Here is a 26,565-nt window from a genome sequence, read left to right on the forward strand (position 1 = left end):
CGCTTTGGTCTGAGGCGGCGCTTTATCCCGGCCCCGCATCCGCCCCAGAAAATTGCTATCGCTCGACCATGGCCCTGACTGATTCGAACGTTCTCAAACTCGCGCCCGAAGCCGGAACCCCCGCCTATCGAAGCGCGCCGCATAATATTGAAGCGGAACAGAGCCTTCTGGGCGCGATCCTGGTCAACAACGACGCGTTTTACCGCGTCTCCGATTTCCTGGAGCCGAAGCATTATTTCGAGCCGCTGCACCAGACCATCTTCGAGACTGCCTCGAGCCTGATCCGGATGGGCAAGATCGCGACGCCCGTCACACTGAAGACCTTCCTGCCCGCCGACACCGATATCGGCGGCATGACCATCGGGCAATATCTGGCGCGTCTCGCCGCCGAAGCGACCACCATCATCAATGCGCAGGATTATGGGCGCACCATCTACGATCTGGCATTGCGGCGCGACCTGATCGGCATCGGCGAGGACATGGTCAATGTCGCCTATGACGCCCCGGTCGACTTCGCGCCGCGGGCGCAGATCGAGGACGCCGAGCGCCGCCTCTACGAACTCGCCGAATCCGGCCGCTATGACGGAGGCTTCCAGAAATTTTCGCAGGCGCTGACGCTTGCGGTCGATCTGGCCGCAAAAGCGTTCCAGCGCGACGGAAAGCTGTCGGGCATCTCGACGGGCCTGCGCGACCTCGACACCAAGATGGGCGGATTGCAGCACTCCGACCTCATCATCGTCGCCGGCCGTCCCGGCATGGGCAAGACGTCGCTTGCAACCAATATCGCCTACAACGTCGCCCGGGCCTATGTCGGTGAACTCCAGGCCGACGGCACCATGAAGGCAGCCCATGGCGGCGTCATCGGCTTCTTCTCCTGCGAAATGTCGGCCGACCAGCTCGCCACGCGTATCGTGGCCGAGCGCACCGGCATTCCCTCCTCGTCGATCCGCCGCGGCGGCATCTCGGAGGCCGATTTCGAGAAGATCCGCGAGGTCTCGATCGAGCTGCAGTCACTGCCGTTCTATGTCGACGAGACCGGCGGCCTCTCGATTGCCCAGCTGATGGCGCGCGCCCGCCGGCTGAAGCGGCAGAAGGGCCTCGACCTCATCGTCATCGACTACATTCAGCTGTTGTCGGGTTCGGGCAAGCGCAGCGAAAACCGCGTGCAGGAAATCACCGAGATCACGACCAGCCTGAAAGCGCTCGCCAAGGAACTGAGCGTGCCCGTGATTGCGCTCTCGCAGCTCTCGCGCCAGGTCGAGTCGCGCGACGACAAGCGGCCGCAGCTCTCGGACTTGCGCGAATCGGGGTCGATCGAGCAGGACGCCGACGTCGTGCTGTTCGTCTACCGCGAGGAATATTACCTCGGAAACAAAGAGCCGCGCCCGGGCACGCCCGAGCACGAAAAATGGCGCCTGGACATGGATCTTGCGCACGGGAAGGCCGAAGTCATCATCGGCAAGCAGCGCCACGGCCCGACCGGCACCGTCGATGTGGCCTTCGAAGCGTCGATCACACGGTTCGGCGATCTTGCGCCGGACAGCCAGGTGCCGGACCGCAGCGGCAACGACTACTGAGTTCCCTGGGTTGAACCCGACCGGCCTCTTGCGTAAAACGGCGCCATGACAATGGCGTCCGACCCGAAAATCATCCCGCAATCCGGCCTTCTCTCCGCGGAGGCCAATCAGGCTGCCGCGCTCGCTGCCTTCGGCGGCGTGCTCACGGTCGATCTCGACGCCATCATCGCCAATTGGCGCAAGCTCGAGAAGACGGCGGTGCCGGCCGAATGCTCGGCGGTGATCAAGGCCGATGCCTATGGCTGCGGCGCCGAGCAGGTCGCGCGGGCCCTGAACAAGGCCGGCTGCAAGACCTTCTTCGTCGCCACTATCGAGGAAGCGCGCAAGGTGCGCGCGGCGGCGCCGGAGCCTGCGATCTACGTGCTCGGCGGCTATTTCCAGAACACCGGCGAGCACTACGCCCAGATCAACTGCCGCCCCGTGATCGGCGATCTCAACGAGCTCGCCGAATGGGACGTGTTCTGCCGCCGCACCGGCTGGACCGGTGGCGCCGCCATCCACATTGACACCGGCATGAATCGGCTCGGCCTGACCCTTGCGGAAGCACAGGCCATCATCCCCCGCATCAACGCCGGCGATCACGGCATCACCCTGGTGATGAGCCATTTGGTTGCGGCCGAGCAGCTCAACAGCCCGGTGAACGCCAAGCAACTCGCGGCCTTCCGCGGCATCGCCAGCGAATTCTCCGGCGTGCCGGCGGCGCTCGCCAATTCGTCCGGCGTCTTCCTCGGCGCGCCCTTCCAGTTCGACATGGTGCGGCCGGGCGCCGCGCTCTACGGCGTCAACCCGACGCCGGAGGCCGACAATCCGATGCAGCCGGTGGTCGATCTCAAGGCCCGCATCGTGCAGATCCGCAATGTCGAGCGTGGCGAGAGCGTCGGCTATGGCGGCACCTGGACCGCACGGCGGCCGACGAAACTCGCAATCATCGCGGTCGGTTATGCCGACGGCTATTTCCGCGCGGCAAGCTCCAATGACGGCACCCGGGGCGCCGAGGTCATCGTCGCCGGCAAGCGCTGCCCCGTCGCGGGCCGCGTCTCGATGGACCTGATCGCGATCGACATCACCGATCTGCCGCCGAACGCGGCGCGGCGCGGCCACATGGTGACGCTGCTCGGCGAGGGCATCACCGTCGACGAGCTCGCGCATCATTTCGGAACGATCGGCTACGAGGTGCTGACCAGCCTCGGCCGCCGCTACGCCCGCATCTACAAAGGCGGGAATGTGGTGGAGCCGCTGGCCAAGCCGGCTCCCGCGCAGGTAGTCGAGCAGCAGGCGCCCGCTCCGCCACCGATCGAACAGCCCGCAAGCCCGCCGCCGCTGCGGGGCTGAGCGGCGCGCCGCTTACTTCTTCTTCCTGCTGTCCAGCGCCGTCTTGCAAGTTGCGCTGAGCTGATCGCGCTTGCCGTTGAGGCAGGCGACGATGCCGCCGCCCGGCGCAAGGCCGGCGCAGAATTTATCATAGTCCGCCTTGCACGCGCCGCGCGGATCGGATGATTGTGCCGAGGCGACCCCGGAGAACGCAACGGCGACGGCGATGACGGCAAAGCTCAACTTGGACATTGTTTCTCCGGAAGCGGAAGGCAGGAGCCGGTAGCTCTACATGAAGATCGCGACGTTCAACATCAACAACATCAATCGCCGCCTGCCCAATCTGTTGGCATGGATGCGAACGGCGAATCCCGATGTCGTCGCACTTCAGGAGTTGAAGGCAAGTGATGGCGAATTTCCGGCAGCCGCGATCGAAAAGTCAGGTTACGGCGCTGTGTGGTGTGGACAGAAGACCTGGAACGGCGTCGCGATTCTGGCCCGCAATGCCGAGCCCGTTCTCACCCGCGATCGCTTGCCGGGAAAGCCTGCCGATCACGAAGCCCGCTACATCGAGGCCGCGGTACGCGGTGTCATCGTCACCAGCATCTACCTGCCGAACGGCAATCCGCAGCCGGGACCGAAATTCGACTACAAGCTAGACTGGTTCGCGCGGCTCAAGCGCCACGCCAAAACGTTGATCAAGCAGGAGCTGCCCGTGGTGCTCGCCGGCGACTACAACGTTGCGCCTGATGAGATCGACATCTATCCGACGCGCTCGTGGGACAAGGATGCCTTGATCCAGCCGAAGAGCCGTGCGGCTTTTGCCTCGCTGCTGGCACAAGGCTGGTGTGACGCGATCCGCGAACTGCACCCGGAGCAGCGCATCTACACCTTCTGGGATTACAAGCGAAACCGCTGGCCGCGCGATGCGGGCCTGCGGCTCGATCATCTCCTGCTCAGCCCCGCCCTCGCCTCACGCCTGGCAAAAGCCGGCGTGGACAAGAAGGTTCGCGGCGAGGAAGGTGCGAGCGACCACGCACCGGCGTGGGTCGTGCTGCGCTAGGTCAAAGTCCGTAATACTCCTGCACCGTGTCCCACGCTGCTTTCTGCAGCAGCTCCACCGTCGGCGCGTCCAGTCCCATCATGTAGGAATTGCCGACCGGCGAGCGGCCGGTCAGCGCGGCGAACGTCACGCAGGTCGCCAGATACGTGCCTACGGGGCTCGGGTGCCGCTTGTCCGGCGCATACAGATTGAGCTCGGGCTGCAGCTTGCGCACGCGCGCGAAAGCAAGACCCGCGGGGATCACCAGCGCATCATTGGCATTGCCGGCGATCGTGTAGGCCTCGGCCAACGCTTCGGTCATCTCAGGCTTGTCGGCGTACGCCCAGGACATGAACAGGACCGGCCGCATGCCGTGGGCGCGGACGATCTCGCCGTCCTTCTTCACGAAGGTCGCGAACGCGTCCTTCAATTGCGGATGGATCGGGCACTGGCTGCAATCCATCATCACGACGGCGTCGTACTGCCTGCCCGGCTTGTTGAAGACGACGTTATTCTGCTCGTCGAACGAATAGGCGCCGAGGCCGCCCGCCCGCAGCAGGTTCTCCATGTCGTGCCAATCGAGGCCGGAGCCGCCGATCGTTGCCATGGTGTTGCGATAGGCCGCCTTGTTTTCAGGATACGCAGCCCGCTCCATGAAGGAGAGATGCCCGGGCATGCCGTTGTTGTAGTAAAAGAAGCTGTTGCCGACGAACAGCGCGGTCTTGGGGAAATCCGGTCCTGATGTCGTGACCTTGGGCCTGGTCTGCGCCTGGGCATGGAAGCCGACTACAACGGCCAGACACATCGCGAGCATCACTCGCGCGAAAAGACGCATCATCGGCTTCCTCCCCTTTTCTGTCGGGCGGAAACAGATCAGCTTTTCAAGAGTGCCTCAAGAGCACTGACGAGCAGCAGACATGCGCGAGAGCGCATGCTCACCATAAATTCTTGCCGTCAATCATGGTCACCGGCACGGCCTCCAGATCGAATTCGTCGAACAGGCGCGCGTTGACGGCGACCCTCGGATTGTCGAAATCGGGCTTGCCGGTCGACCAGTCCGGCGACTCCGAATAGGTACCGCAGCCGCAGCTTGCGCAGAAATGGTGTTTGACCGTGCGGCTGCCCCAGAGATAGGTCGCGACGTTCTCCGCGGGCGACAGCAGCCGAAACTGCGCCGGCGTGTAATAGGCCCACAACGCGCCGCGCTTGGCGCAGAGCGAGCAGGTGCAACGGGTCACGCTCGCGGGCGCCTCCGTCACCTCGAACACCGTCTCACCGCAATGACAGCTTCCCTCGACCCGCATGACCCGCTCTCCGTTTTGTCAGGAGATGGTCGTAGCCGGACCCTGCTGCCAACATGCTGTCAGCAGCGCGCAGCCGGCCTTGCTCCACGTGCTGCGAGCACCGACTTGCCGCGCCAACTCAACAAAAACATGAAAAACAACCCCATGCACAGTAGCCGACCGCTGGCAAATCAAAGGGTTACGCATAGTCCGAAACCGGGCAAAACACCGGCGGGATGTCTCCGGAGGCAGTCGTCGCCCACCGGACAGGAGAGGTCGCCCGCAAACGACCTCTCCTTCGCATTCAGCGCAGTGACTGCGATCAGCCCTTTTGAACGGCGGCCGCCGCCTTGCGTATGACGTCGATCACCACATCAGGCTGGGACAGCATTGGCACATGGCTGCTCGCGACCTCGGTAACAGTCGCTCCCATTCGCTTTGAGACCCAACGTTGCAGATCGGGATGCACCGTGTGGTCTTTCGTGGCCAGGACGTACCAGCTTGGCTTCGATCTCCACGCGACCTTGTCCGCGCTGAGCTTTTGCTGCTGGAACAGATCATAGACGGGCGCATAATGGGTCGCCCAAACCAGCTTCTGGTCTGCGTCGGAGAGATCGCCTGCGAAGAACTCGGTGCCACTCGGAAGCATCCAGGCACGCCCATCCGCCACCTCGACGCGAGAGAAAATGTCCGAGGGATATTTGTCGAGCTGATCCTGTACGGTTTCGCCGGCATCCGGAGCGACCGCTGCAATGTACACCAGCCCGACCACGCGCTCATCCGTGCCTGCGCCTGTAATGGTCGCCCCGCCGTAAGAATGACCGACCAGGAGGACAGGACTACCGACACGATTGAGTGTGCGCTTAACCGTCGCCAGATCCTCCTCGTAAGAGTCCAAACCATATTGAACGGCAATCACCTCATGCCCATCGGCCTGCAATGCAGGGATGACCTTACTGAAGCACGAGCCGTCGGCCCAAATGCCGTGGCAGAAAACGATTGTTGGTTTGGCGTTCATGGGAACTTGCCTTCCTGATCACAATTGAAGAGCGGCAGGATAGTAAGGAGGCAAGGTGCGTCTTCCGAAATGGCACGGAAGGTTTGGTCCTTCCAAAATAGCTATGGATTGATGTCCGAAACGTCTCCTTCGCGTCAACAGGGCTTCGTTTGATATGAAAGGGCAGCCCGTCGATGCGCCTTTTGGGAAGTCGAAGCCATGAAATTGCGATGGCAAATTGCAATCCTTGGTGCGGCTCTAACCGGCGCAGCATTGAGCTACGCTTATACTCATACCGCAATCAGGGTGACTGAGCCGTGCCGGAGAGGTTCTCCTGGCGAGGTGGTGGTCTGTCCTCCGCCCTACAAGCCGTAAATTGTTTGTGCCTAGCACAAGCTTCGGATCGGATGACCTCGTAGGCGACTTGAGTTGCCTCCTAGTCCTCCGCTGCAGGATGAGGACGGAGGAGGAGTTACTGGGCCTCGGCGATCCTCGGTCCAGATGACGGCATCTGCGCGTGAGTTGCTGAGGGCCGGTTCGACGGCGATGCCGGGTCCGGTAATCGGAAAGCGGCGTCGCCCGGCGCTCCCTGGGGTGGTCGGCGGGCAACGGTTGTCGGAAGCACGATCACTTTCGCGCCGACTTTCACGCGATCATAGAGGTCAACGACGTCCTCATTGGTCAGTCGGATACAGCCGGACGAGACCCGCTTCCCGATCGTATCGGGCTTGTTGGTGCCGTGAATTCGATATTCCGTGTCGCCCAGATACATCGCCCGAGCGCCAAGCGGGTTGCCGGGACCGCCTGCCATGAACCGCGGCAGATAAGGCTGACGCGAGACCATCTCAACAGGCGGATGCCAATCCGGCCATTCTGCCTTACGAGCCACAATCTGCTCACCGGACCATGTGAAACCTTCGCGGCCAACACCGATGCCGTAGCGCAGTGCCTGCGCGTCGTTCAGAACGAAATAGAGGAATGTGTTCTTGGTATCGATGATCACGGTGCCCGGGCTCTGGCGGCTGGCGTAGTCAACCACCTGCCGAACAAATGCTCCAGGAACGTCGGCAGCTTTGGGCGGTTCGACCAGAGGCGCCGGGGCCGGAGGTGGAGCCGAAGCCGGAGCGGGAGGTGACGATGATGCATGAACGGGCGTTGCGACGTAAACCGGAGTCGACGACGCTTGGGCCTCGTGCGCGGACGGCTTTCGTGTCGGTTGCACGTTCGTCGGTCGAGACAGCAAACCGTACCCCAACGCACCAACGGCCACGGCGCCAATTGCAACTCTCGCGGCCATCGGGATTGCGAACGTCTCCGCCTTTCCGCGCTTGGCCCGCTTACCCATACTCGTCCCCCAAGGTCACTATGCTCACGAGAGGTACCCAGTAAGATTTAAGAAACTTCGAAGCGATTTTGCTCAGACTGGAACCGTCGGCGATGGTTAACGCCGGGCTTTCGCTCGGCAGATAGGGTTCCCTCGCCTCGCGGATCGCCCGCGCCGCTGGCCGCGGCTAAACTCTCCCGATTCGTGGAGACCGTTTTGGCTTTTCTCTTCGTCCTCGTCGTCGGCCTCGTCGCAGGCACCATCTCCGGCATCGTCGGCACGGGCTCGTCGATCATGCTGATGCCGGTGCTGGTATATGCCTACGGGCCAAAGGAGGCGGTGCCGATCATGGCGGTGGCCGCCGTCATGGCCAATCTCTCTCGAATCCTGGCCTGGTGGCGCGAGGTCGACTGGCGGGCCTGCGCGGCTTATTCGGTGACAGGCATTCCGGCCGCCGTGCTCGGCGCGCGGACATTGCTGGCCCTGCCCTCGCACGCCGTCGATCTCGCCATCGGCGTCTTCCTGATCGCGATGGTGCCGGTCCGGCACTGGCTGGCACGGCACGATCTCAAGGCCAATCTCTGGCATCTGGCGATCGGCGGAGCCGTCATCGGCTATCTCACCGGCATCGTCGTCTCCACCGGCCCGCTCAGCGTCCCGCTATTCCTGTTCTACGGCTTGTCCCGGGGCGCTTTCCTCGCCACCGAAGCGGCTTCTTCGCTCGGGCTCTATGTCGCGAAATCCGTGACCTTCGAACGGTTCGGCGCGCTGACCGGCGAGGTGTTCGTCAAAGGCCTGGTCGCTGGATCTTCGTTGATGGCGGGCGCCTTCATCGCCAAACGCTTCGTGCTGCGCCTGAAGCCGGAGATGTTCCGCGTCGTGATGGACGCGATCATGATCGCGGCGGGCCTCTCCATGCTGTGGAATGCAGCGCAGCCGTAACCGCGCTGTGCTCAGACGGCAAATTCGGGTGCGATCGACGGACTGTCCTCGATGACGCGGCTGTGGTGGACCGGCCGTCCTTCGAGCCATAGCAACACGGCCTCGAGTGGCTGTGGCCGATGATAGAGAAAGCCCTGCCCGAACCTCACGCCCATCTCGCGCATCGCCTGGGCCTGCTCGGCGCGCTCGATGCCTTCGGCCACCAAAGTGAGGCCCAGCGTACCGGCGAGCGATGCGATCACGCCAACAATCGCCTTGTCTTCCGCGCTGTCAGGGATCTCGTTGATGAAGGCTTTGTCGATCTTGACCTTGTCCAGCGGAAACCGCCTGAGATGGGCGAGTGAGCTGTAGCCGGTGCCGAAATCGTCGAGCGCGATGGTGGCGCCGAGGCGCCGCAGCCGGTGCAGCGTCTCGGATGCGCTGGCCATGTTGTTGATCAGCGATCCCTCGGTGATCTCGAGCTCCAGCAACGAGGCCGGCACGTCGAAGCGCGCACAGGTCGCGCGCAGCTCGGCGGCGAACGAATGGTCGGCGAGCTCGGACGGCGGCAGATTGATTGCGATCCGGATACGCGACCTGCCGGCCGCAGCCAGAGCTTGCAGGGCGCGGCAGGCGTCGGTGAGCACGTAGCGCGTCAGCCGCGCATTGTTGCCGCTGCGCTCGATCAGCGGCAGGAATTCGCCCGGACCGATCACGCCATGTTCCGGATGGCGCCAGCGGATCAGCGCTTCCAGGCCGACGATGTCGTGGCTTTCGAGATCGACCTGGCTTTGATACCAGACCTCGAACTGCCCCTCGTCGAAGCCTGTGGGAATGGCAAGTTCGAGGTCCCGCCGGCGGCGATAGTCGCGCTGAAGCGCTTCGTCGAGCACGGCAACCGTGCCGGGCGCCCTGCTCTTGGCATGGTAGAGCGCGATGTCGGCGAGCGCCGGCAGGTGCGAAAGCTCGGGATCTCCGGCGCGACGCACGGCAAGACCGATGCTGGCACGCGGCACCACTCGCTTGTCATGAAGCCGGATCGGCTCGGAAATCGCATCCAACAATTGGCGTGCAAACCGCTGCGCGCTCTCCTCGTTGCTGACCTCGGGTCGAATGACGACGAATTCATCGCCGCCGAGCCGCGCCACCCAATCTTGCGGTTCGACCGCACCACGAAGGCGCTCGGAAATGTGCACCAGGAACTTGTCGCCGGAGTCATGGCCAAAGGTGTCGTTGATGCCCTTGAAGTCGTCGAGATCGATGAAGCAGAGCGCGATCAGCGCGTCCGGCGAGCCGGCATCGTGGCTCAGGGTCACGAGGTGCTCGGAGAGCGAGCGGCGATTGGGCAGCCCCGTGAGCGGATCGTGCGCGGCCATGTGCCCAAGCCGGTCGAGCGCACCCGACGTCGTGTGCTGCATGGCATTGAAGGCATGCGCCAGCTGACCGAATTCGTTCGAGGATTTGACTTCCGCCGGATAGGCGCGGCCGTCCTGCTTGCTGCGCTGGATCGCGGACATCATTGCCGCCAGCGGCCTGCCAATGAAGAGGTTGGCGGAGATCCGCATGGCGATCAGGGTCGCAAACGTTGCCAACAGGCCGACGACCAGCAGCAGCACCAGCCGGCTGCCCGCGTCCGCGTAGAGCGCCGCATGCGAATATACGATCGCGATGCGGCCGGCCTGCACCGCCATGTTGCCGTTGCTGTAGTTGATCGGACGCGAGACCTCCGCGGCCGCCTGCCCCGCCGGACGCGCCATCACGCGGGCGATCGCGATACCGGTATCATCGTAAACGGCCGCCGCGGCGATGCTCTCGTCGTGCATGATCTCGTTGAGCACGCTCGTGACCTGGTCGTAACGCATCTTCCAGAGCGGTTCGGCGATCAGCTCGGCGCGACTCTCGGCGACGCGGGCAATGCGGGCGTCGAGCTGCCTGATCTGCGACCAGAAGCTCGAGGCCTCGACGCCAGCGGAGGCGAGCAATTGCACCAGCAGCAGAACAGGGACGGTGGCCCAGATCATCGCGCGGACGACCGACCGCAAGCGCGGCGGCGCCGCCTGCTGCTTGCGATCCGGATCGGTCATGTCGTCACCGTTTCGCATCAGTCGGCAGCGCCTTCCAGAGGCGTCAGCGACGAGATGAGCGCATCGACGGAGAAGTCGTATTGGCCGCAGTGCCCTGCTTTGGCCCTGAAACGCGCGAAATCGATCCGGTCGAAGGCGCGCGTGGTGATGAGGTCGCCGACCGCAGCGAGGTTGTCGCGCGTGATCGCGGACGTCTTGACCTCGACGCGGGGTGATACGGCCGCGAAATCGCAGCCGTCGGCGTAATCGCGCAACAGAACGACCGACCAGCCGCCGAGCAGGAAATGCCCGCCGTCGGTCAGAAGCAAGCGGCCCGCTTTGATCTCGCGCAGCGCATCCTCCGACCAGTTGAGGCCGACCAATTGGATGTTCCGCCCGGGCGTGAAGCCGGCAGCGACCACCGCGCGAAGCGCTCCGAGCGCCATCGGATCGTTTCCGGCCCATATGCCCGCAGGCCGGATCTCCTTGCGCGCGGCCCAGCTCAGATAATTCGTGGTGACATGCTCGGCCTCCGACTGCGTCCAGTTGGCGAACAGCATCCGATCGACCACGACGTCGGGCGCGGCGTCCACCGCGAGCTTGAGACCCGCGTTGCGGGCGATCGAGGCCGGCGTGATCTCGTCGCCACCGACGCCGAGAATGTGGATCTTGCCGTCCGGGCTCTGCCATTTCTCGGCACGCGCCGCGTCGATCAGGGCATTGGCCATCCGCGCGCCCGCAGTCTGAAGATCCGTCGTGATGTCGCCGAGCCAGGTCTTGAGCTTTTGACGCGGCGGTCCAAGACGCGCCGCATCGTCACCGATCAGCGTGTTCGAGAGCAGCAGCGTCCTGATCCCAGCGGCCTCGGCCGCCTCCATGATCGGGACAGCGGCGGATTCCTCGTTCGAGAGAATGAGAAAGTCGGGCTTGTCGCTGCGTGCCACCACGCCGAACCCGAGCTCCTGCATGGTGCGGTAATTGCGCTCGCTGGTCAGCACCTCGACATGCGCGCCGAGCTTGCGGCCGGCGGCCTGCATGGTCTGCGAAACCATGTCCCAATAGACCTCGCCGGTCTTGCCCGGGTTGACGAAGACGACGTTGAGACGCCTCGCATCGGCCGCAACAACGCCGTCAGGCGGCATAACAATGCCGCAGGCCATGCCCAAAGCGAGCAATATCCGCAAAAATCCCGTCATTCGTTTCGCCATCCCGTATCGGTTCCGAAACTGGACCCGGGTCGCTAACATTTGGCAAAGTCCGGCCTGGGGCGACGGCATAGAGCTAACAAGGAGTGTATCCGGCGTACCGAATTGCGATATTCGGGGTGCGCCCGGACTCACTCTCTTGACCCGTCATTCCGTGCTAATCAGCAAACCTGAAACCCTCGACTCGCTGTCCCCGGGCTCGCTGTCCTCATGGCCAAGAATACGCTTTCCTTCGTCTGCCAGAACTGCGGCGCGGCCTATAACCGCTGGCAGGGCAAGTGCGAGTCCTGCGGCGAGTGGAATACGCTCGCGGAGGAGGACACGACCGGCAGCGTGCCGGTGTCGATCCGCTCCAAGCGCAAGGGGCGGACGTTCGCGCTGGAGAGCCTGTCCGGAAAAACCCAGGACGCCCCGCGTCTGTCCTCAGGCATGACGGAGCTCGATCGCGTGACCGGGGGCGGCTTCGTCCGCGGCTCGGTGCTTCTGGTCGGCGGCGATCCCGGCATCGGCAAGTCGACGCTGCTGACGCAGGCCACAAGCCTGCTGGCGCGCGCCGGACACCGCGTCGTCTACATCTCCGGCGAAGAGGCGGTCGCGCAGGTTAGGCTGCGCGCCGAACGGCTCGGACTGTCGGATGCGCCGGTGCAGCTCGCCGCCGAGACGTCTGTCGAGGACATCGTCTCGACGCTGTCCGAGGGCGCGGTGCCCCGGCTGATCGTGATCGATTCGATCCAGACCATGTGGACAGACACGGTGGAATCGGCGCCCGGCACGGTGACGCAGGTGCGCGCCTCGGCACAGGCGCTGATTCGATTTGCCAAAAGGACGGGCGCGGCCATCATCCTGGTCGGTCATGTCACCAAGGACGGCCAGATCGCCGGCCCCCGTGTGGTCGAGCACATGGTCGATGCGGTGCTGTCGTTCGAGGGCGAAGGCTCGCAGCAATTCCGCATCCTGCGTGCCGTGAAGAACCGTTTCGGACCGACCGACGAGATCGGCGTGTTCGAGATGACCGGGCTTGGCCTGCGCGAAGTCACCAATCCCTCCGAGCTGTTTCTGTCGGAGCGCGATCTCGGCACGCCCGGCACCGCAGTCTTCGCGGGCATCGAGGGCACAAGGCCCGTTCTGGTCGAATTGCAGGCGCTGGTGGCGCCGACCTCGCTCGGCACCCCGCGCCGGGCCGTGGTCGGCTGGGATCCGAGCCGGCTGTCGATGGTGCTGGCGGTGCTGGAGGCCCATTGCGGGGTCAAGCTGTCCGGCCACGACGTCTATCTGAACGTCGCGGGCGGCCTGCGCATCCACGAGCCCGCGGCTGATCTGGCCGCCGCGGCGGCGCTGGTGTCCTCCCTGGTTAATGCGCAGTTACCCACCGATGCGGTCTATTTCGGCGAGATCTCGCTCTCAGGCGTGGTGCGCCCGGTGGCGCAGACCCCGGCCCGGCTGAAAGAAGCGGCAAAACTCGGCTTCCAGCGTGCCGTGCTGCCCGAATCGGCCCGGGGCGAAGCCGCCGGCGATGCCGGCCTGTCGCTGAACGCGATCAACAGCCTGACGACATTGGTCGCCGAGATCGCCGCACGCGGCTCCCGGCGGGGCGACTCGAGCGCTCCGGCAGAGAAAAATGCCACACCGGCAAGATTCCGCCGCGGAGAGGGTTAGCCGGTGGTGACGTGCCCCGCCCTCGCCGCTATACAGCCGTCACAAAAGCAGCATGGGATTGCGTGGTTGCGGCCTTGCCGGGAACGTCGTCTGGCCCTCACGTAGGGCGGGCGGCCAAACACCGATTCGCTGAGCACCTTGAAGTACGAGCGGACCAGACCAGCCGATGCCAGTAACCATCCTCGACCTGATCCTGCTCGGTGTGATGCTGATTTCGGGCCTGCTCGCCATGGTTCGCGGCTTCATGCGCGAAATCCTGTCGATCGCGGCCTGGGGCACGGCGGCGATTGTCACGCTTTATTCATTCTCGAAACTACTGCCGACCGCAAAGACCTATTTCAACAACGATACCGTCGCGAGCGTGGTCGTGGTCGCCGGCGTGTTCGTGGGCACCCTGGTCGTGGTCTCCGTGATCACGGTCCGGATCTCCGACATGATCCTGGATTCGCGCATCGGCGCGCTGGACCGCACCCTCGGCTTTCTGTTCGGGCTGGCGCGCGGGCTTTTGATCGTCGTGGTCGCCTTCCTGTTCTTCACTTGGCTGGTGCCGGACAAGCAGCGCCCGGATTGGGTCACGGGGGCCAAATCCCGCGTGGTGCTGCAGGGAACCGGCGATTGGCTGATGGCCCTCTTGCCTGACGACCCCGAGAACACCATCTTGAAGAGATTCAAGAAAAACAAACCAGATGAAGAGCAAACTGATTCCGAGCAGCAGCCTTCGGGCAGTGGCGACGGATACAGCAAACCGGCTCGTGACAGCCTTAAAAAGCTAATCGAGAAACCCGCGGCGCGTTGATAAGCCCTAACGAGAGGCTCGGACGAGATGCGAAATCCTGACCAGGACGCCCTACTTGATCTCGGCCCGGCCGCGCTGGAACTTCAAGACGATCTGGAGGGGGATACGCTGCGCGAGGAATGCGGCGTCTTCGGCATCTACGGCCATCCCGATGCCGCGGCCATCACGGCGCTCGGCCTCCACGCCCTTCAGCACCGCGGTCAGGAAGCCGCTGGCATCGTCTCCTATGACGGCGGCCGCTTTCATTCCGAACGCCGCCTCGGCCTCGTCGGCGACACCTTCTCCCGCCGCGAGGTGATCGACCGCCTGCCCGGCACAATGGCCGTCGGCCATGTCCGCTATTCCACCACCGGCGCGACCATCCTGCGCAACGTGCAGCCGCTGTTCGCCGAATTGAATGCCGGCGGCCTTGCGGTCGCTCACAACGGCAACCTCACCAACGGCCTGACGCTGCGCCGCGAGCTCGTGAAGAACGGCGCGATGATGCAGTCGACCACCGACACCGAGGTGATCCTGCATTTGGTCGCGCGCTCCAGGCGCAGCCGCTTCATCGAGCGCTATATCGACGCCCTGCGCGAGATCGAGGGCGCCTATGCGCTGGTGTCGCTGACCAACAAGAAGCTGGTCGGCGCACGCGATCCGCGCGGCATCCGTCCGCTGGTGCTCGGCGAGCTCGATGGTTGCCCGATCCTGACCTCCGAGACCTGCGCCCTCGACATCATCGGCGCGCGCTTCGTCCGCGACATCGAGCCCGGCGAGGTGATCGTGTTCGACGAGAACGGGCAGGACATTCACAAGCCGTTCCCGCCGATCGCGCCGCGTCCCTGCATCTTCGAGTACATTTACTTCTCCCGTCCGGATTCCATCGTCCACGGCCGCTCGGTCTACGAGGTGCGCAAGGCCTTCGGTGCGCAGCTTGCGCGCGAGAGCCACGTGCCGGTCGACGTGGTGGTGCCGGTGCCAGATTCCGGCGTCCCCGCGGCAGTCGGCTACAGCCAGCTTTCGGGCGTGCCGTTCGAACTCGGCATCATCCGCAACCATTATGTCGGCCGCACCTTCATTCAGCCGACGCAGGCGATCCGCGAATCCGGCGTGCGCATGAAGCATTCGGCCAACCGCGCCGCGATCGAAGGCAAGCGCATCATCCTGATCGACGATTCACTGGTGCGCGGTACCACCTCGAAGAAGATCGTGCGCATGATGCGCGATGCCGGCGCCAAGGAAGTGCATTTCCGCCTCGCCTCGCCGCCGATCCTCTATCCCGACTATTACGGAATCGACCTGCCGGACCGTGGTGGTCTTCTTGCGGCGACACATTCGCTGGAAGAGATGCGCGAGATCATCGGCGCCGATTCGCTCGCCTTCCTGTCGATCGACGGCATGTACCGCGCGATGGGCGAGCCCGGCCGCGACCCCGCCAATCCGAAATTCTCGGATCATTGCTTCACCGGGGCCTATCCGACCCACCTCACCGACCAGACCCAGACCGAGCAGCAGCCGCGGCAATTGTCGCTGCTGGCGGAGGCGAGCTAGGCCGTCGTCCTGGCCTAGTGCGCAATTGCGCACGGGAGCCAGGACCCATTACCACAAGCCTCTCTGGTTCGAAGAAGGTGTGACAATCATCTTCCCTAGCCATAAACGTCACGGCGTACGGGTCCCGGCCTGCGCCGGGACGACGTTGGATCAAGCTGTTCGATGACAAATCCCCTCGCCAACCGCATCGCTCTCGTCACCGGCGCCTCGCGCGGCATCGGCTTCGCCACGGCAAAAGCGCTGGCCAGGGCCGGCGCGCATATCGTTGCGGTCGCGCGCACGCAGGGCGGGCTGGAAGAGCTCGACGACGAGATCCGCAAGGACGGCGGCAGCGCAACGCTGGTGCCGCTCAACCTCACCGATTCCGACGGCATCGCGCGGCTCGGCGCCGGCCTGCACGAACGCTACGGCAAGCTCGACATCCTCGTCGGCAATGCCGGCGTGCTCGGCCCCTCCTCGCCGATCGGCCATATCGAGCTGAAGGCCTTCACCGACGTGATGGCGGTCAACGTCTCCGCGAACTTCCAGCTGATCCGCTGCATGGAGCCGCTGCTCAAGCAGTCCGACGCCGGCCGCGCGGTGTTCATCACCTCGGGCGCGGCCAACAAGGCCACCGCCTATGTCAGTCCCTACGCGGCGTCCAAGGCGGCGCTGGAAACGCTGGCGCGCGCCTGGGCACAGGAGACCGCGAATACGAAACTGCGCGTCAATTTGTTCAATCCGGGCCCCGTCCGCACCCGCATGCGCGCGACGCTGATGCCGGGCGAAGATCCGGCGACGCTCGATACAGCCGAGCAGGTCGCCGAATTCATCGTGCCGATGTGCGCGCCGGACTGGACCGAAACCGGCAAGTTCTACGACTACAAGACCCGCAGCCTGATGAGCTTCCGCTCGCCGGCCTGATTGACTTGACGGCCTCCCCGCGATTGACTGCCCGCGCTCAAGCGGCAGCAAGCTGCAGGCCAATAAAGGGAGGTTGCCATGACGCCATGGCGGAATCGCGCAAGCTTTAAGCGTGCGCTCGCAAATGTCTCTCGCGTCCTCTCTGTCCTGATCGCGGCCGTCGCGTTTGCGCTTCCGGGCGCGGCAACCGCCGGCGACGTCCCGACCTTCGCGGTCGATGCTTCCTGGCCAAAGCCGTTGCCGAACAACTGGATCCTCGGTCAGGTCGGCGGCATCACCGTCGACTGGCAAGGCCACATCTGGGTGATCCATCGCCCCCGCTCCCTCACCGACGACGAGAAAGGCGCGAGCCTCACTCCGCCGCGTTCGAAATGCTGCGTGTCGGCGCCGCCGGTGCTCGAATTCGACAGCGACGGCAATCTGCTGCGATCGTGGGGCGGCGCGGGCGAAGGCTATGAATGGGTCGGCCGCGAGCACGGCATCGAGGTCGACGAGCGCGGCTTCGTCTGGGTCGGCGGCAATGCCGACAACGACAACGCGATCCTGAAATTCACGCTCGACGGCAAGTTCGTCGCCCAGATCGGCAAGATCGCGCCGAGCCTCGGCAGCAACGACACGACACAGCTCGGCAAACCCGCCGAGACCGCGATCGACAAGGCCGCCAACGAAATCTACGTCGCCGACGGCTACGGCAACCGCCGCGTCATCGTGTTCGACGCAACGACCCTCGCCTACAAGCGGCACTGGGGCGCCTACGGCAACAAGCCTGATGACACCAAGCAGGCGGCGTACGATCCCAAGGCGCCGGTGTCCCAGCAGTTCGGCAATCCCGTCCACTGCGTGAAGCTCGCCAATGACGGGCTCGTCTACGTCTGCGACCGCATCAACAACCGCATCCAGGTCTTCAAGACGGACGGCACCTTCGTAAAGGAGTTCTTCTTCGAGAAGAACACGCTCGGCAACGGCGCGGTGTGGGACATCGCGATCTGGCCCGATCCGAAGCAGACCTGGCTGCTCAGCGCGGACGGCGAGAACAACGAGATCAGGGTGATCAGGCGCGAGGACGGCAGCGTGGTCGGCAGCTTCGGGCACAACGGCCGCAATGCCGGACAATTCCACTGGGTGCATGCCATGGCGATCGACCCCAAGGGTAACGTCTATACCGCCGAGGTCGACACCGGAAAACGGATCCAGAAATTCAGGCTGACATCGGACGCGCTCAAATAGCGCCTCAACGCATTTTGCCCAAAAATTAACGGACGGATGACGCTGGGGACGCGGCGTCATCCGGCTTTAGGCGCATTGCCGACGCCCTTGGGACACGGTAGAGCCATCAGCCGGAACAAGGCTCCCCAAGAGAGCCGTCCGCATGTTTGACAATGGAGGAAAGCTTTTATGACGACGACGTTCGCGCGCCGCTCCGCGGCTCTTCTGGCCTGTGCCGCCTTCGGTTTTGCCACATCCGCCTTCGCCCAGGAAAAATCCGTCACGATCGGCGTGCTCAACGACATGTCCAGCCTCTATGCCGACATCGGCGGCCCCGGCGCCGTGGCGGCGGTCAACATGGCGGTGGAAGATTCCGGCCTTCGCGCCAAGGGCTGGAAGATCGATGTGATCAGCGGCGACCACCAGAACAAGCCGGACGTCGGCGTCAACATCGCGCGGCAGTGGATCGACACCCAGAAGGTCGATGTGATCGCCGACACCCCGAACTCCGGCGTGGCGCTGGCCGTCAGCAACGTCGTCAAGGAAAAGAACGCGGTCCTGCTCAACAATGGCGGCGCCAGTGCCGACCTCACCGGCAAGGCCTGCAACGCCAACACCATTTCCTATACTTACGACACCTACATGCTCGCCAACGGTACCGGCAAGGCGCTGACAAAGGCCGGCGGCGACAGCTGGTTCTTCCTGACCGCCGACTACGCCTTCGGTGCTGCGCTCGAGCGTGACACCAGCGCGGTCGTCACCGCGAACGGCGGCAAGGTGCTCGGCGGCGTCAAGCATCCGCTCAACACGTCGGATTTCTCCTCCTTCCTGCTGCAGGCGCAGAATTCGAAGGCGAAGATCGTCGGTCTCGCCAATGCCGGCGGCGACACCACCAACTCGATCAAGCAGGCGGCCGAGTTCGGCATCGTCGAAGGCGGCCAGAAGCTCGCGGCGCTGTTGCTGTTCATCAACGACGTCCACTCGCTCGGCCTGAAGACCGCGCACGGCCTGACCTTCACCGAATCCTTCTACTGGGACCTCAACGAAGGCACGCGCGCCTTCTCGAAGCGCTTCCAGGACAAGGTCGCCAACAAGGCGATGCCCTCGATGACGCAGGCCGGCAATTACGCGGCCGTGCTGCATCTTCTGAAGGCGATGGACGCCCTCGGCGGCAATCCGCACGACGGCGCCAAAGTTGTCGCCAAGATGAAGGAGATCCCGACCGACGATCCGCTGTTCGGCAAGGGCCCGCTGCGCGAGGACGGACGCCGGATCATTCCCGCCTTCCTGTTCGAGGTGAAGAAGCCGGAAGAATCCAAGGGACCGTGGGATTACTACAAACTGATCGCGACCATCCCGGCGGAAGATGCGGCCAAGCCGCTCAAGGACAGCGAGTGCCCGCTGGTGAAGAAGTAAGAGCATAGGTGCCGTAGGGTGGGCAAAGGCGCGAAAGCGCCGTGCCCACCATCTCTCGACAACCGAACAAGGCGGTGGGCACGCTTCGCTTTGCCCACCCTACGCAACCGTTTTGGCCGCTCCCAGCGCCCGCACCGCGATCGCCACGCACGCAACCATCAGCACCGCCGCGAGCAGGAACGGCGCGCCGGGCAGCTGCCACGGCGCGCTGGCGCCGATGAAGTATGAGAACGTCAGCGTGAACAGGAACGGGCCGACGAGTTGCGACACGCTCTGCACGCTCGCGGTCGCACCCTGCAACTGGCCCTGCTGATCGGGCGCGACCAGCCGCGTCATCAGCGATTGCATGGCGGCACCCGAAATGCCCCACAGCGACATCACGGGAATGCCGATCCAGAACAGCGGCCCGGTCGGCGCCGCGCCGAAGATCACGAAGCCGACCGCGCCACAGCACAGGCCGAGCAACAAGGCGTTGCGCTCGCCCAGCACGCGCACGATCGGACCGATCGCGAGCCCCTGCACCACCATGGCGCAGACGCCGACCATCGCCAGCGTCAATCCCACGGTCTTCGAATCCCAGCCGTAGCGATAGGTGGCGTAGAGCACGAAGGTCGAGGGCAGCACGACATGCGCGACCTGCGCGATGAAGTTGACGACGGACAACGCAGCGAGCACCACGTTCGAACGCAGCAGGCGGAGCGCTCCGAGCGGATTGGCGCTCCTCCAGCGGAACGGCGCGCGCTTGTCCGGCGCCAGCGATTCCGGCAGGACGAAGAGCCCATAGAGCGCATTGGCCAAGCTCAGGGCCGCCGAGGCCCAGAACGGCAGGCGCGGATCGATATCGCCGAGCAGACCACCCAGCGCCGGGCCCAGCACGAAGCCGGCGCCGAACGCAGCTCCAATCCTGCCGAACACCGCTGCGCGCCGCTCCGGCGGCGTAATGTCGGCGATATAGGCAAAGGCGGTCGAGATGCTCGCCGAGGTGATGCCTGAGATCACCCGGCCGACGAACAGCCAGACCAGCGACGGCGCCAGCGCCATCAGCACATAGTCGGCCGCGAGCCCGAAATTCGACAGCAGCACCACCGACCGCCGCCCGAAGCGATCCGACAGCGCGCCGAGCACCGGCGAGAACACGAATTGCATCAGCGCCCAGGCGGTGCCGAACAGGCCGAAGATGCGGGCCGCGTGCGCCGTGTCGTTGTCGACGAAGCTCTCGATCAGTTTTGGCAGGATCGGCATGATCACGCCGAGCGCGAGCATGTCGAGCAGGATGGTGACGAAGATGAAGGCGACCGCACCGCGCCGGACTGGCGCAGCGCCCTGCGCCATCGCCTCGCCGGCCTCGTTGCTCACGATGGCCGCTTGCGCTTGTGGGCGAACGGATTGGCCTTCTCGCGCAAGGTGATGCGCACCGGCGTGCCCGGCAGCTCGAAGGCCTCACGCAGCGAATTGGTGAGGTAGCGCAGATAGGATTGCGGCACCGCGTCCGCACGCGAGCAGAACAGCACGAAGCTCGGCGGACGGGCCTTGGTCTGCGTGATGTAATTCAGCTTGAGGCGTCGGCCGGACACCGCCGGCGGCGGATTGGCCTGCACCGCCTCCTCGAACCAGCGGTTCAGTGCCGCGGTCGACACACGCCTGTTCCAAAGCGCATAGGCATCCTGGATCGCCTGCATCAATCGATCGATGCCCTCGCCCATCAAGCCGGAGACGGCGACGATCGGCACGCCCTTGATCTGCGGCAGCAAATGATCGGCATCGCGGCGCAGGTTCGAGATCGCGCCGCCACCCTTGCTCTCCATCAGGTCCCATTTGTTGACGGCGAGCACGACGGCGCGACCCTCGCGCTCGATCAGGTCGGCAATGCGAAGATCCTGCTCCTCGAAGCGGTTCTGCGCATCCATCATCATCACGACGACTTCGGCAAAGCGCACCGCGCGCAGTGCGTCGGCGACCGAGAGCTTCTCGAGCTTCTCCTCGATCCGCGAGCGCCGGCGCAGACCCGCGGTGTCGAACACGCGAAACTCGCGGCCTTTCCAGTTGATTTCGACCGCGATGGAATCGCGCGTGGTGCCGGCTTCCGGGCTCGTCAGCAGACGCTCCTCGCCGAGCAGATGATTGATCATCGTCGACTTGCCGGCGTTGGGCCGGCCGACGATCGCGACCCGGATCGGACGCGTGGCCGCCTCTTCCTCCGTCAGCGGCTCGTCGTCCTCGACGTCATCCTCCTCGACGGGCTCCGGCATCAGCTCTCGAAGGGCATCATAGAGCTCACCGAGGCCCTCGCCGTGCTCGGCCGAGATCTGGATGGGATCGCCGAGGCCGAGCGCGAAGGCCTCCATCGCGCCGGCATCGCCATGCTTGCCTTCGCTCTTGTTGGCGACAAGCATCACCGGCTTGTTGGCCTTGCGGGCGAAATCGGCGAAGGCGCGATCGTTGGGCGTGAGGCCCATGCGGGCATCGATCACGAAGAACAGCGCGTCGGCCTGTGCGATCGCGGCCTCCGTCTGCTCCTGCATGCGGGCGGTCAGCGAGCCCTTGGCGCCCTCATCGAGGCCGGCGGTGTCGATGATCGTGAAGTCGAGATCGCCGAGCCTGGCCTCGCCCTCGCGGCGGTCGCGGGTGACGCCGGGCAGGTCATCGACAAGCGCGAGCTTCTGCCCGACCAGGCGGTTGAACAGCGTCGACTTGCCGACATTGGGTCGGCCGATAATGGCAATTTTAAAGGACATGGGTCATTCGTGCGCTGCCGGAGCCGCGCCTGTCAATGAAATGAAGACAATTGTTTGAGCATGATCTTTTCGGAAAACCGCTTCACACTTTTCCGGATCATGCTCTAGCGCGAGAAGCTGCCGCTGGGCATCGGCGCCGGGAAGGCGCCCTGCGTTTGCTGCTGGGTGGTCTGGGTCGGTTGCGCCTGCTGGACGGGCTGATCGGGCGGCGGCGCGGTGGTGCGCTTGCGCACGATCTTCTGCCTGGGCGCCGGAGTGGCCGCGGGCGGCGCGGCCTCGGGCTGGGCCTCGCCATCGACTTCGCCGGCGGGCGCCTCAGCCGGCGCAACGGCAGCGCTGGGGGGCTGCCTGGTCTTTTTCGCCTTGGCACCCTTCGCCGGCTTGGCCGGCTCGGGCGGAGGCTCGGTGGGCAGAGCCGCGACGGCGGGGCCGTTCGGATCGGGCTGTTGCTGCGCGCCCTTGTACATTTCCTTCGGAACGCCCTGCTCGAGGCCCGGCACGCCTTCCGGGAACACCGGCTTGCGGTCGCCCGGCAGCTTCTTCTTGGTATCGAGGAAGTCGAGCATGTCGCTCGGATCGAAGCTGGAGCAACCGCCCAGCACGCCCGTGAAGGCGATCAGGACGAAGGCTGCGATCAAGCGTGACGTACGGCGCATATCGGTATCTCGTCTCAGCTCTCGGCTCAGCTCTTCGCTACGGGCGGCAGCAAGGCCTGTAGCGCCTCGGCGCGTGAGCGCAAGCCGGGCGGCGTTTCGCCATCCTCGGCAATCGCGTCGAGCCATTTGCGGGCGGCAGTCATATCGTTGTTGCGCCAGGCCGACAGCGCCAGCATCTCGCGGGCAGTATGACGGAAGGTCGATTTGGGCGCGGTGGAGGCTTCCAGCCGCTGCTGCATGTCGGCATAGCCGGCGCTGTCGAGCAGGAAACCGGCGGCGCGGATCTTTGCCAGATCCTGCCACTCGCCGCCTACGCTGCGATCGGCGGCGATGTCGTCATAGAGCTTGGCACCTGCCTTGGGATCGCGGGCTGCCGCCTCGGCCGCAGCACGCAGCCGCGCCAGGGTGCGATAGCCGGATGGAGCCTTGGCCGCGAGCTCGGTGAAGGCCGCCTCGGCCTCCGCATGCTTGTCCTGCTCGGACAGCTCGGCGGCCTTCTCGAAGGCGGCGCCGGCCTCGGCGGCCTTCTTGGCCTCCACATACTGGTAAGCGCGCCAGCCACCCACGGCGGCGACGATCAGCACCATCAGGGCGATGAAGACGATCGAATACTTGTCCCACAGCTTCTTGAGCTGTTCGCGACGTACTTCCTCGTCGACTTCGTCAAATAATTCAGACACTTATGCTAATCCCATGCCCGTCCGGGTGCGCGCGCCAAGGCGTTCGCGTCAGGAATCCCGTCCCCACGTGGCGGCGAGGTACCCTAACGATATGGCGGTGGCAAGGCAAAGCGAGCCCGATCAAGGCGTTAACCACCCGGGACAGCCCGGAGAGACCGCCTCCCCGGGTCAGGATCCCAACAGCTCCCGCAGCTGCCGCTTCAGTACCTTGCCATTGGCATTGCGCGGCAGCGGCTCCGCTGTGATCATCATGCTCTCCGGGACCTTGTAGTCGGACAGCCGCTCCGCGCACCAGGCGCGCAAGGCCTCGCTGTCCACCGGCGCACGCGCCACCACCACCGCGTGAACGCGTTCGCCCAACACCGGGCACGCCTTGGCGACGATCGCGCTCTCGACCACGGCCGGGTGGCCGGCCAGCACGGATTCGACCTCGGCCGAATAGATCTTGAGGCCGCCGCGGTTGATCATGTCCTTCTGCCGGTCGAACACCCGGACAAATCCCTCCACATCGATCGAGCCGAGATCGCCGGAATGCCAGAACCCGCTGGTGAAGCTTTCGGTCGTGGCCTTTGGGTTGTTCCAATAGCCCTTGATGACGGAGGCACTCTGGATCCAGAGCTCGCCGATTTCCCCAGGCGGCAGCTCACGCCCGTCCGCGCGCATTGCCAGAATGCGCGCACCGGGACACGGCAGGCCAACGCTGTCGATGTGGGTTGCCGTCAACTCGCCCGGCATGATCGTGGACGGCGATGTCGTCTCGGTCGCGCCGTAGCAATTCGCCAGCTCGAGGCCGGGAATGATCGCCTTGAGCTTCTCGATGGTAGCAACCGGCATCGGTGCGCCGCCAAAGCCGCCGATGCGCCAGCTCGACAGATCGTAGCTCTCGAAATCGGGCTGGAGCAGGCAGAGATTGTACATCGCTGGCACCATCACCGTGTAGGTGACGCGCTCGCGCGCGGCGAGCTTGAGATATTCGCCGGCTTTGAACTCCGGCATGATGATCAGCGCGCCACCGCAGCAGATCATCGTCGTGATGTTGGCGACGACGCCGGTGACGTGACCGAGCGGCACTGCCGCGATCGAACGGTCGGCCGCCGTCAATTGCAGGCAGGACACGAAGATCATCGAGGAATGGACGATGTTGCAATGGGCCAGCATCGCGCCCTTCGGCTTGCCTGTCGTGCCCGAGGTGTAGAGGATCATCGCAGTGTCCTCCTCGCTCGTCTCGATCGGCGCCGAGGCCGGCGCGTTGTCTGCCAGCACAGCGAAACGCGACAAAGCCGGATCGTCGTCGACGGCGATGCGGTGGCTTATTTCGGGCACATCCCGCACGTCCGGCAGCCGCTCCGCGAGGGCCGCCTCGTGGATCAATATCTTTGCGCCGCAGTCGGCGAGCACATAGGCGATTTCCGGCTTCTGCTGCCGTGTGCTGAGCAGCACCGTGACGAGCCCCTCATGCGCGGCAGCAAACAGCAGCAGCGGGAATTCGACCCGGTTGCCGAGCAGGATCGCGACACGATCGCCGCGCTGCAATCCGAGCTTGCGAAATCCCGCTGCGATCCGCGCAGCCTGCTCCGCGGCCTGCCGCCAGCTCAGCCGGACATGGCCTGAGATCAGCGCTTCGCCGTCGGGATTGCGGGCGCACGCGTCCGCAATCATCGCCCACAGGCTCGAAGGCCGATCGCAAAATGCCGGTACGACTCGATCGCCGAAGCGCGCCTCGAACCGCATTGGCGGGATCTGAGAATGCGACCAGTCCATCGGAATGACCTTGGCTTGTTGCTCTTGTTACCTTGTCACTTTCCGCGCAGGGCATGCGGTCCTGTCTTGTGCTGATCGGCTAGCCGCCCATCACGGGAACACCGATCACGACCGGATGGAACGCAAACGCCAGCGCCAGATAAGCGACGATTCCGACCACCACAGCGATCAGATCGTTGGTGACGCCGCCCACCGGAATCGGCGGACCGCCGCCATCGGTGCGACGCTTCAGCGTGATGCGATCATACACCGCCCAGCCGAGAAAGGAGCCGAACAGGATGATGGAGCCGAGATCGCCATTGGCCAGAAGATGCGCCGCCGCCCACAGCTTGATGCCGGCCAGCATCGGATGCTTCAGCGTCGCATAGATGCGGCCGCGCAGATAGGACGCAACCACCAGGATGACCGCGGGCAACATCAGCGCGAGCGTGATGTGCTTCAGCGCCTTCGGCGGATACCAGACGTCGATCCAGCCCGTCGCACGGTAATGCGCGAAGCCCCAGATGATCAGCGCGAGCCCCGCGAGCGAGGCAAGCGAATAGAGGATTTTGTAGGTCCCCTCGCCCAGTCTCGCGATGGCCTGCGCGCGCGCCTCGCGTTTCGTCGTGAACACATGCGCTGCAAAAAACAGCGCAAGCCCCAGGATCATAACCAGCAGACCCACGAGATTCTCCCCCCAACCAGCGCCCCAGCCCATGGCGTATCATCGATTGGCCGCGGGTCGCAACTGATGCGCTACTTGCCGATCTCGCGATTGTCGACATATCGGATCGCGATTGGCCGCCCGGCGAGGGCACCGCCAAGACCGCCGGTGAATTTCAGCGGCAGGCAGGCGTTCAACGATGAATTGATCGCATTGAGGTAGGAGGTTCTCGTCTCGGCGGGGACGCCTGCGGTCGCAACGGTCAGGCGCGGCGGGCCGATCAGGCCGCCCGATTTGTTGAAGCTGAAACGCACGGCGATTTGCATGCCTGCTCGGGCATTGTCCGTTGGCGGCGACCAGCAAGTGCGCAGCTCGGCGAAGAGATCGCCGATCGTATCGAGATCGTGATCAGGCTTTTGATATTTGCCGCGATCCGCCTCCGACGGTACGCTTTGGATCGTGAGCTGGAGGTTCTGGCCGTAGGGATAGTCGATCTCGGGAATGCAGGGACCAGGCTCGAGCGGGCTGCAGTAGGACGGCGTGCAGGGCCTGCCGTCGAGGACGCTGCACGGCTCGTGCGAAAACGGAATTGGGTTGATTTGCCTGGGCCGCGCGTCCGCGGCGATCGTCGAGATCGCCAGCAGGAAGAAAACAAGGATGCCGCGCCACATGACCAGAACGTGGCATCGCCGGAGAAGCCGTCAAGCCTGCAAGCGTTCACATGCTCGCGCGTACACGCGGTGTCGTGGGGGGGGGGGGGGCCGCCGCCCCCCCCCCCCCCCGGCGGGTTGTGTTGGGCCCGCGGCGGGGGGGGTCGGCGTGGCCCCCCCGTGAGGCGGGCGGGGGCGCGGGGGGGG

At 64.6% G+C, this 26,565-nt stretch carries 24 protein-coding genes; 10 read left to right on the forward strand and 14 right to left on the reverse strand.

The features are described from left to right. The first annotated feature begins 68 nt into the window (after positions 1–68). Both AC0L3K_RS24705 and alr read left to right on the forward strand, forming a co-directional pair. On the forward strand, positions 69–1,577 hold the full coding sequence (locus AC0L3K_RS24705) for a replicative DNA helicase (RefSeq protein ID WP_007592031.1): 1,509 nt from the start codon (positions 69–71) through the stop codon (positions 1,575–1,577). A 51-nt stretch (positions 1,578–1,628) separates the two neighbouring features. Continuing rightward, complete coding sequence (gene alr, locus AC0L3K_RS24710) at positions 1,629–2,909, forward strand: alanine racemase (protein ID WP_473367058.1); 1,281 nt, start codon at positions 1,629–1,631, stop codon at positions 2,907–2,909. Positions 2,910–2,921: 12 nt separating this feature from the next. Here alr and AC0L3K_RS24715 read toward each other — a convergent pair whose 3' ends face one another. Further along, the gene (locus AC0L3K_RS24715; RefSeq protein ID WP_007592035.1) at positions 2,922–3,140 is read right to left on the reverse strand and encodes a hypothetical protein; all 219 of its coding nucleotides are present in this window, start codon (positions 3,138–3,140) and stop codon (positions 2,922–2,924) included. A 40-nt stretch (positions 3,141–3,180) separates the two neighbouring features. Here AC0L3K_RS24715 and AC0L3K_RS24720 point away from each other — a divergent pair, with 40 nt between their 5' ends. Further along, positions 3,181–3,951, forward strand: a complete 771-nt coding sequence (locus AC0L3K_RS24720; protein WP_473367055.1) for an exodeoxyribonuclease III — start codon at positions 3,181–3,183, stop codon at positions 3,949–3,951. 1 nt (position 3,952) lies between these two features. Here the strand turns inward: AC0L3K_RS24720 and AC0L3K_RS24725 are convergent, their stop codons facing one another. The 4 genes from AC0L3K_RS24725 to AC0L3K_RS24740 form a co-directional block, all read right to left on the reverse strand. Continuing rightward, entirely contained in the window at positions 3,953–4,768 is an 816-nt protein-coding gene (locus AC0L3K_RS24725) for an SGNH/GDSL hydrolase family protein (RefSeq protein WP_219683203.1), read from the reverse strand. Between the two features lie 97 nt (positions 4,769–4,865). Further along, on the reverse strand, positions 4,866–5,234 hold the full coding sequence (locus tag AC0L3K_RS24730; protein WP_007592041.1) for a GFA family protein: 369 nt from the start codon (positions 5,232–5,234) through the stop codon (positions 4,866–4,868). Between the two features lie 301 nt (positions 5,235–5,535). Continuing rightward, positions 5,536–6,231, reverse strand: coding sequence for an alpha/beta fold hydrolase (locus AC0L3K_RS24735; protein WP_007592043.1), 696 nt, complete (start codon positions 6,229–6,231; stop codon positions 5,536–5,538). 451 nt (positions 6,232–6,682) lie between these two features. Continuing rightward, a complete protein-coding gene (locus tag AC0L3K_RS24740; RefSeq protein WP_007592045.1) occupies positions 6,683–7,555 on the reverse strand; it encodes a L,D-transpeptidase in 873 nt (290 codons plus the stop codon). Positions 7,556–7,750: 195 nt separating this feature from the next. On the opposite strand from AC0L3K_RS24740, the gene AC0L3K_RS24745 reads away from it, so the two are divergent. Then, positions 7,751–8,476 carry a sulfite exporter TauE/SafE family protein gene (locus tag AC0L3K_RS24745; protein ID WP_473367056.1) on the forward strand — a complete coding sequence of 242 codons (726 nt, stop codon included), beginning with the start codon at positions 7,751–7,753 and terminating at the stop codon, positions 8,474–8,476. Positions 8,477–8,487: 11 nt separating this feature from the next. Here AC0L3K_RS24745 and AC0L3K_RS24750 read toward each other — a convergent pair whose 3' ends face one another. Together AC0L3K_RS24750 and AC0L3K_RS24755 are read right to left on the reverse strand one after the other, a co-directional pair. Then, on the reverse strand, positions 8,488–10,557 hold the full coding sequence (locus AC0L3K_RS24750; protein ID WP_007592049.1) for a putative bifunctional diguanylate cyclase/phosphodiesterase: 2,070 nt from the start codon (positions 10,555–10,557) through the stop codon (positions 8,488–8,490). Beyond that, positions 10,557–11,714, reverse strand: coding sequence for an ABC transporter substrate-binding protein (locus AC0L3K_RS24755; protein WP_035992832.1), 1,158 nt, complete (start codon positions 11,712–11,714; stop codon positions 10,557–10,559). The genes AC0L3K_RS24750 and AC0L3K_RS24755 overlap by 1 nt, the downstream gene beginning before the upstream one ends. Positions 11,715–11,933: 219 nt before the next feature. On the opposite strand from AC0L3K_RS24755, the gene radA reads away from it, so the two are divergent. From radA to AC0L3K_RS24785, 6 genes are all read left to right on the forward strand, one after another. Continuing rightward, positions 11,934–13,379 carry a DNA repair protein RadA gene (gene radA / locus AC0L3K_RS24760; protein WP_007592053.1) on the forward strand — a complete coding sequence of 482 codons (1,446 nt, stop codon included), beginning with the start codon at positions 11,934–11,936 and terminating at the stop codon, positions 13,377–13,379. A 166-nt stretch (positions 13,380–13,545) separates the two neighbouring features. After that, on the forward strand, positions 13,546–14,175 hold the full coding sequence (locus AC0L3K_RS24765; protein ID WP_007592055.1) for a CvpA family protein: 630 nt from the start codon (positions 13,546–13,548) through the stop codon (positions 14,173–14,175). Positions 14,176–14,202: 27 nt separating this feature from the next. Further along, positions 14,203–15,708, forward strand: a complete 1,506-nt coding sequence (purF, locus tag AC0L3K_RS24770; RefSeq protein WP_007592056.1) for an amidophosphoribosyltransferase — start codon at positions 14,203–14,205, stop codon at positions 15,706–15,708. Positions 15,709–15,870: 162 nt separating this feature from the next. Next, on the forward strand, positions 15,871–16,611 hold the full coding sequence (locus tag AC0L3K_RS24775) for an SDR family NAD(P)-dependent oxidoreductase (RefSeq protein WP_007592059.1): 741 nt from the start codon (positions 15,871–15,873) through the stop codon (positions 16,609–16,611). A gap of 78 nt (positions 16,612–16,689) precedes the next feature. After that, positions 16,690–17,838, forward strand: coding sequence for an NHL repeat-containing protein (locus AC0L3K_RS24780; protein ID WP_007592061.1), 1,149 nt, complete (start codon positions 16,690–16,692; stop codon positions 17,836–17,838). A gap of 168 nt (positions 17,839–18,006) precedes the next feature. Further along, a complete protein-coding gene (locus AC0L3K_RS24785) occupies positions 18,007–19,233 on the forward strand; it encodes an ABC transporter substrate-binding protein (protein WP_007592063.1) in 1,227 nt (408 codons plus the stop codon). Between the two features lie 99 nt (positions 19,234–19,332). On the opposite strand, the gene AC0L3K_RS24790 is transcribed toward AC0L3K_RS24785, so the two are convergent. The 7 genes from AC0L3K_RS24790 to AC0L3K_RS24820 form a co-directional block, all read right to left on the reverse strand. Further along, positions 19,333–20,589 carry a TCR/Tet family MFS transporter gene (locus AC0L3K_RS24790; RefSeq protein WP_007592065.1) on the reverse strand — a complete coding sequence of 419 codons (1,257 nt, stop codon included), beginning with the start codon at positions 20,587–20,589 and terminating at the stop codon, positions 19,333–19,335. Continuing rightward, positions 20,586–21,968: a ribosome biogenesis GTPase Der gene (der, locus tag AC0L3K_RS24795; protein WP_007592067.1), complete on the reverse strand. Its 1,383-nt coding sequence runs from the start codon at positions 21,966–21,968 to the stop codon at positions 20,586–20,588. Before der ends, AC0L3K_RS24790 begins: the two co-directional genes overlap by 4 nt. A 104-nt stretch (positions 21,969–22,072) precedes the next feature. Next, the gene (locus AC0L3K_RS24800; RefSeq protein ID WP_007592069.1) at positions 22,073–22,624 is read right to left on the reverse strand and encodes a hypothetical protein; all 552 of its coding nucleotides are present in this window, start codon (positions 22,622–22,624) and stop codon (positions 22,073–22,075) included. 26 nt (positions 22,625–22,650) lie between these two features. Further along, on the reverse strand, positions 22,651–23,304 hold the full coding sequence (locus AC0L3K_RS24805) for a tetratricopeptide repeat protein (protein ID WP_007592071.1): 654 nt from the start codon (positions 23,302–23,304) through the stop codon (positions 22,651–22,653). A gap of 168 nt (positions 23,305–23,472) precedes the next feature. Next, positions 23,473–25,065, reverse strand: a complete 1,593-nt coding sequence (locus AC0L3K_RS24810; protein WP_007592072.1) for a class I adenylate-forming enzyme family protein — start codon at positions 25,063–25,065, stop codon at positions 23,473–23,475. 79 nt (positions 25,066–25,144) lie between these two features. After that, a complete protein-coding gene (locus tag AC0L3K_RS24815) occupies positions 25,145–25,729 on the reverse strand; it encodes an NnrU family protein (RefSeq protein ID WP_007609254.1) in 585 nt (194 codons plus the stop codon). A 71-nt stretch (positions 25,730–25,800) separates the two neighbouring features. Continuing rightward, positions 25,801–26,379, reverse strand: coding sequence for a hypothetical protein (locus tag AC0L3K_RS24820; RefSeq protein ID WP_473367057.1), 579 nt, complete (start codon positions 26,377–26,379; stop codon positions 25,801–25,803). Positions 26,380–26,565 lie beyond the last annotated feature (186 nt).

This window comes from Bradyrhizobium sp. MI1.10, from assembly GCF_055811035.1.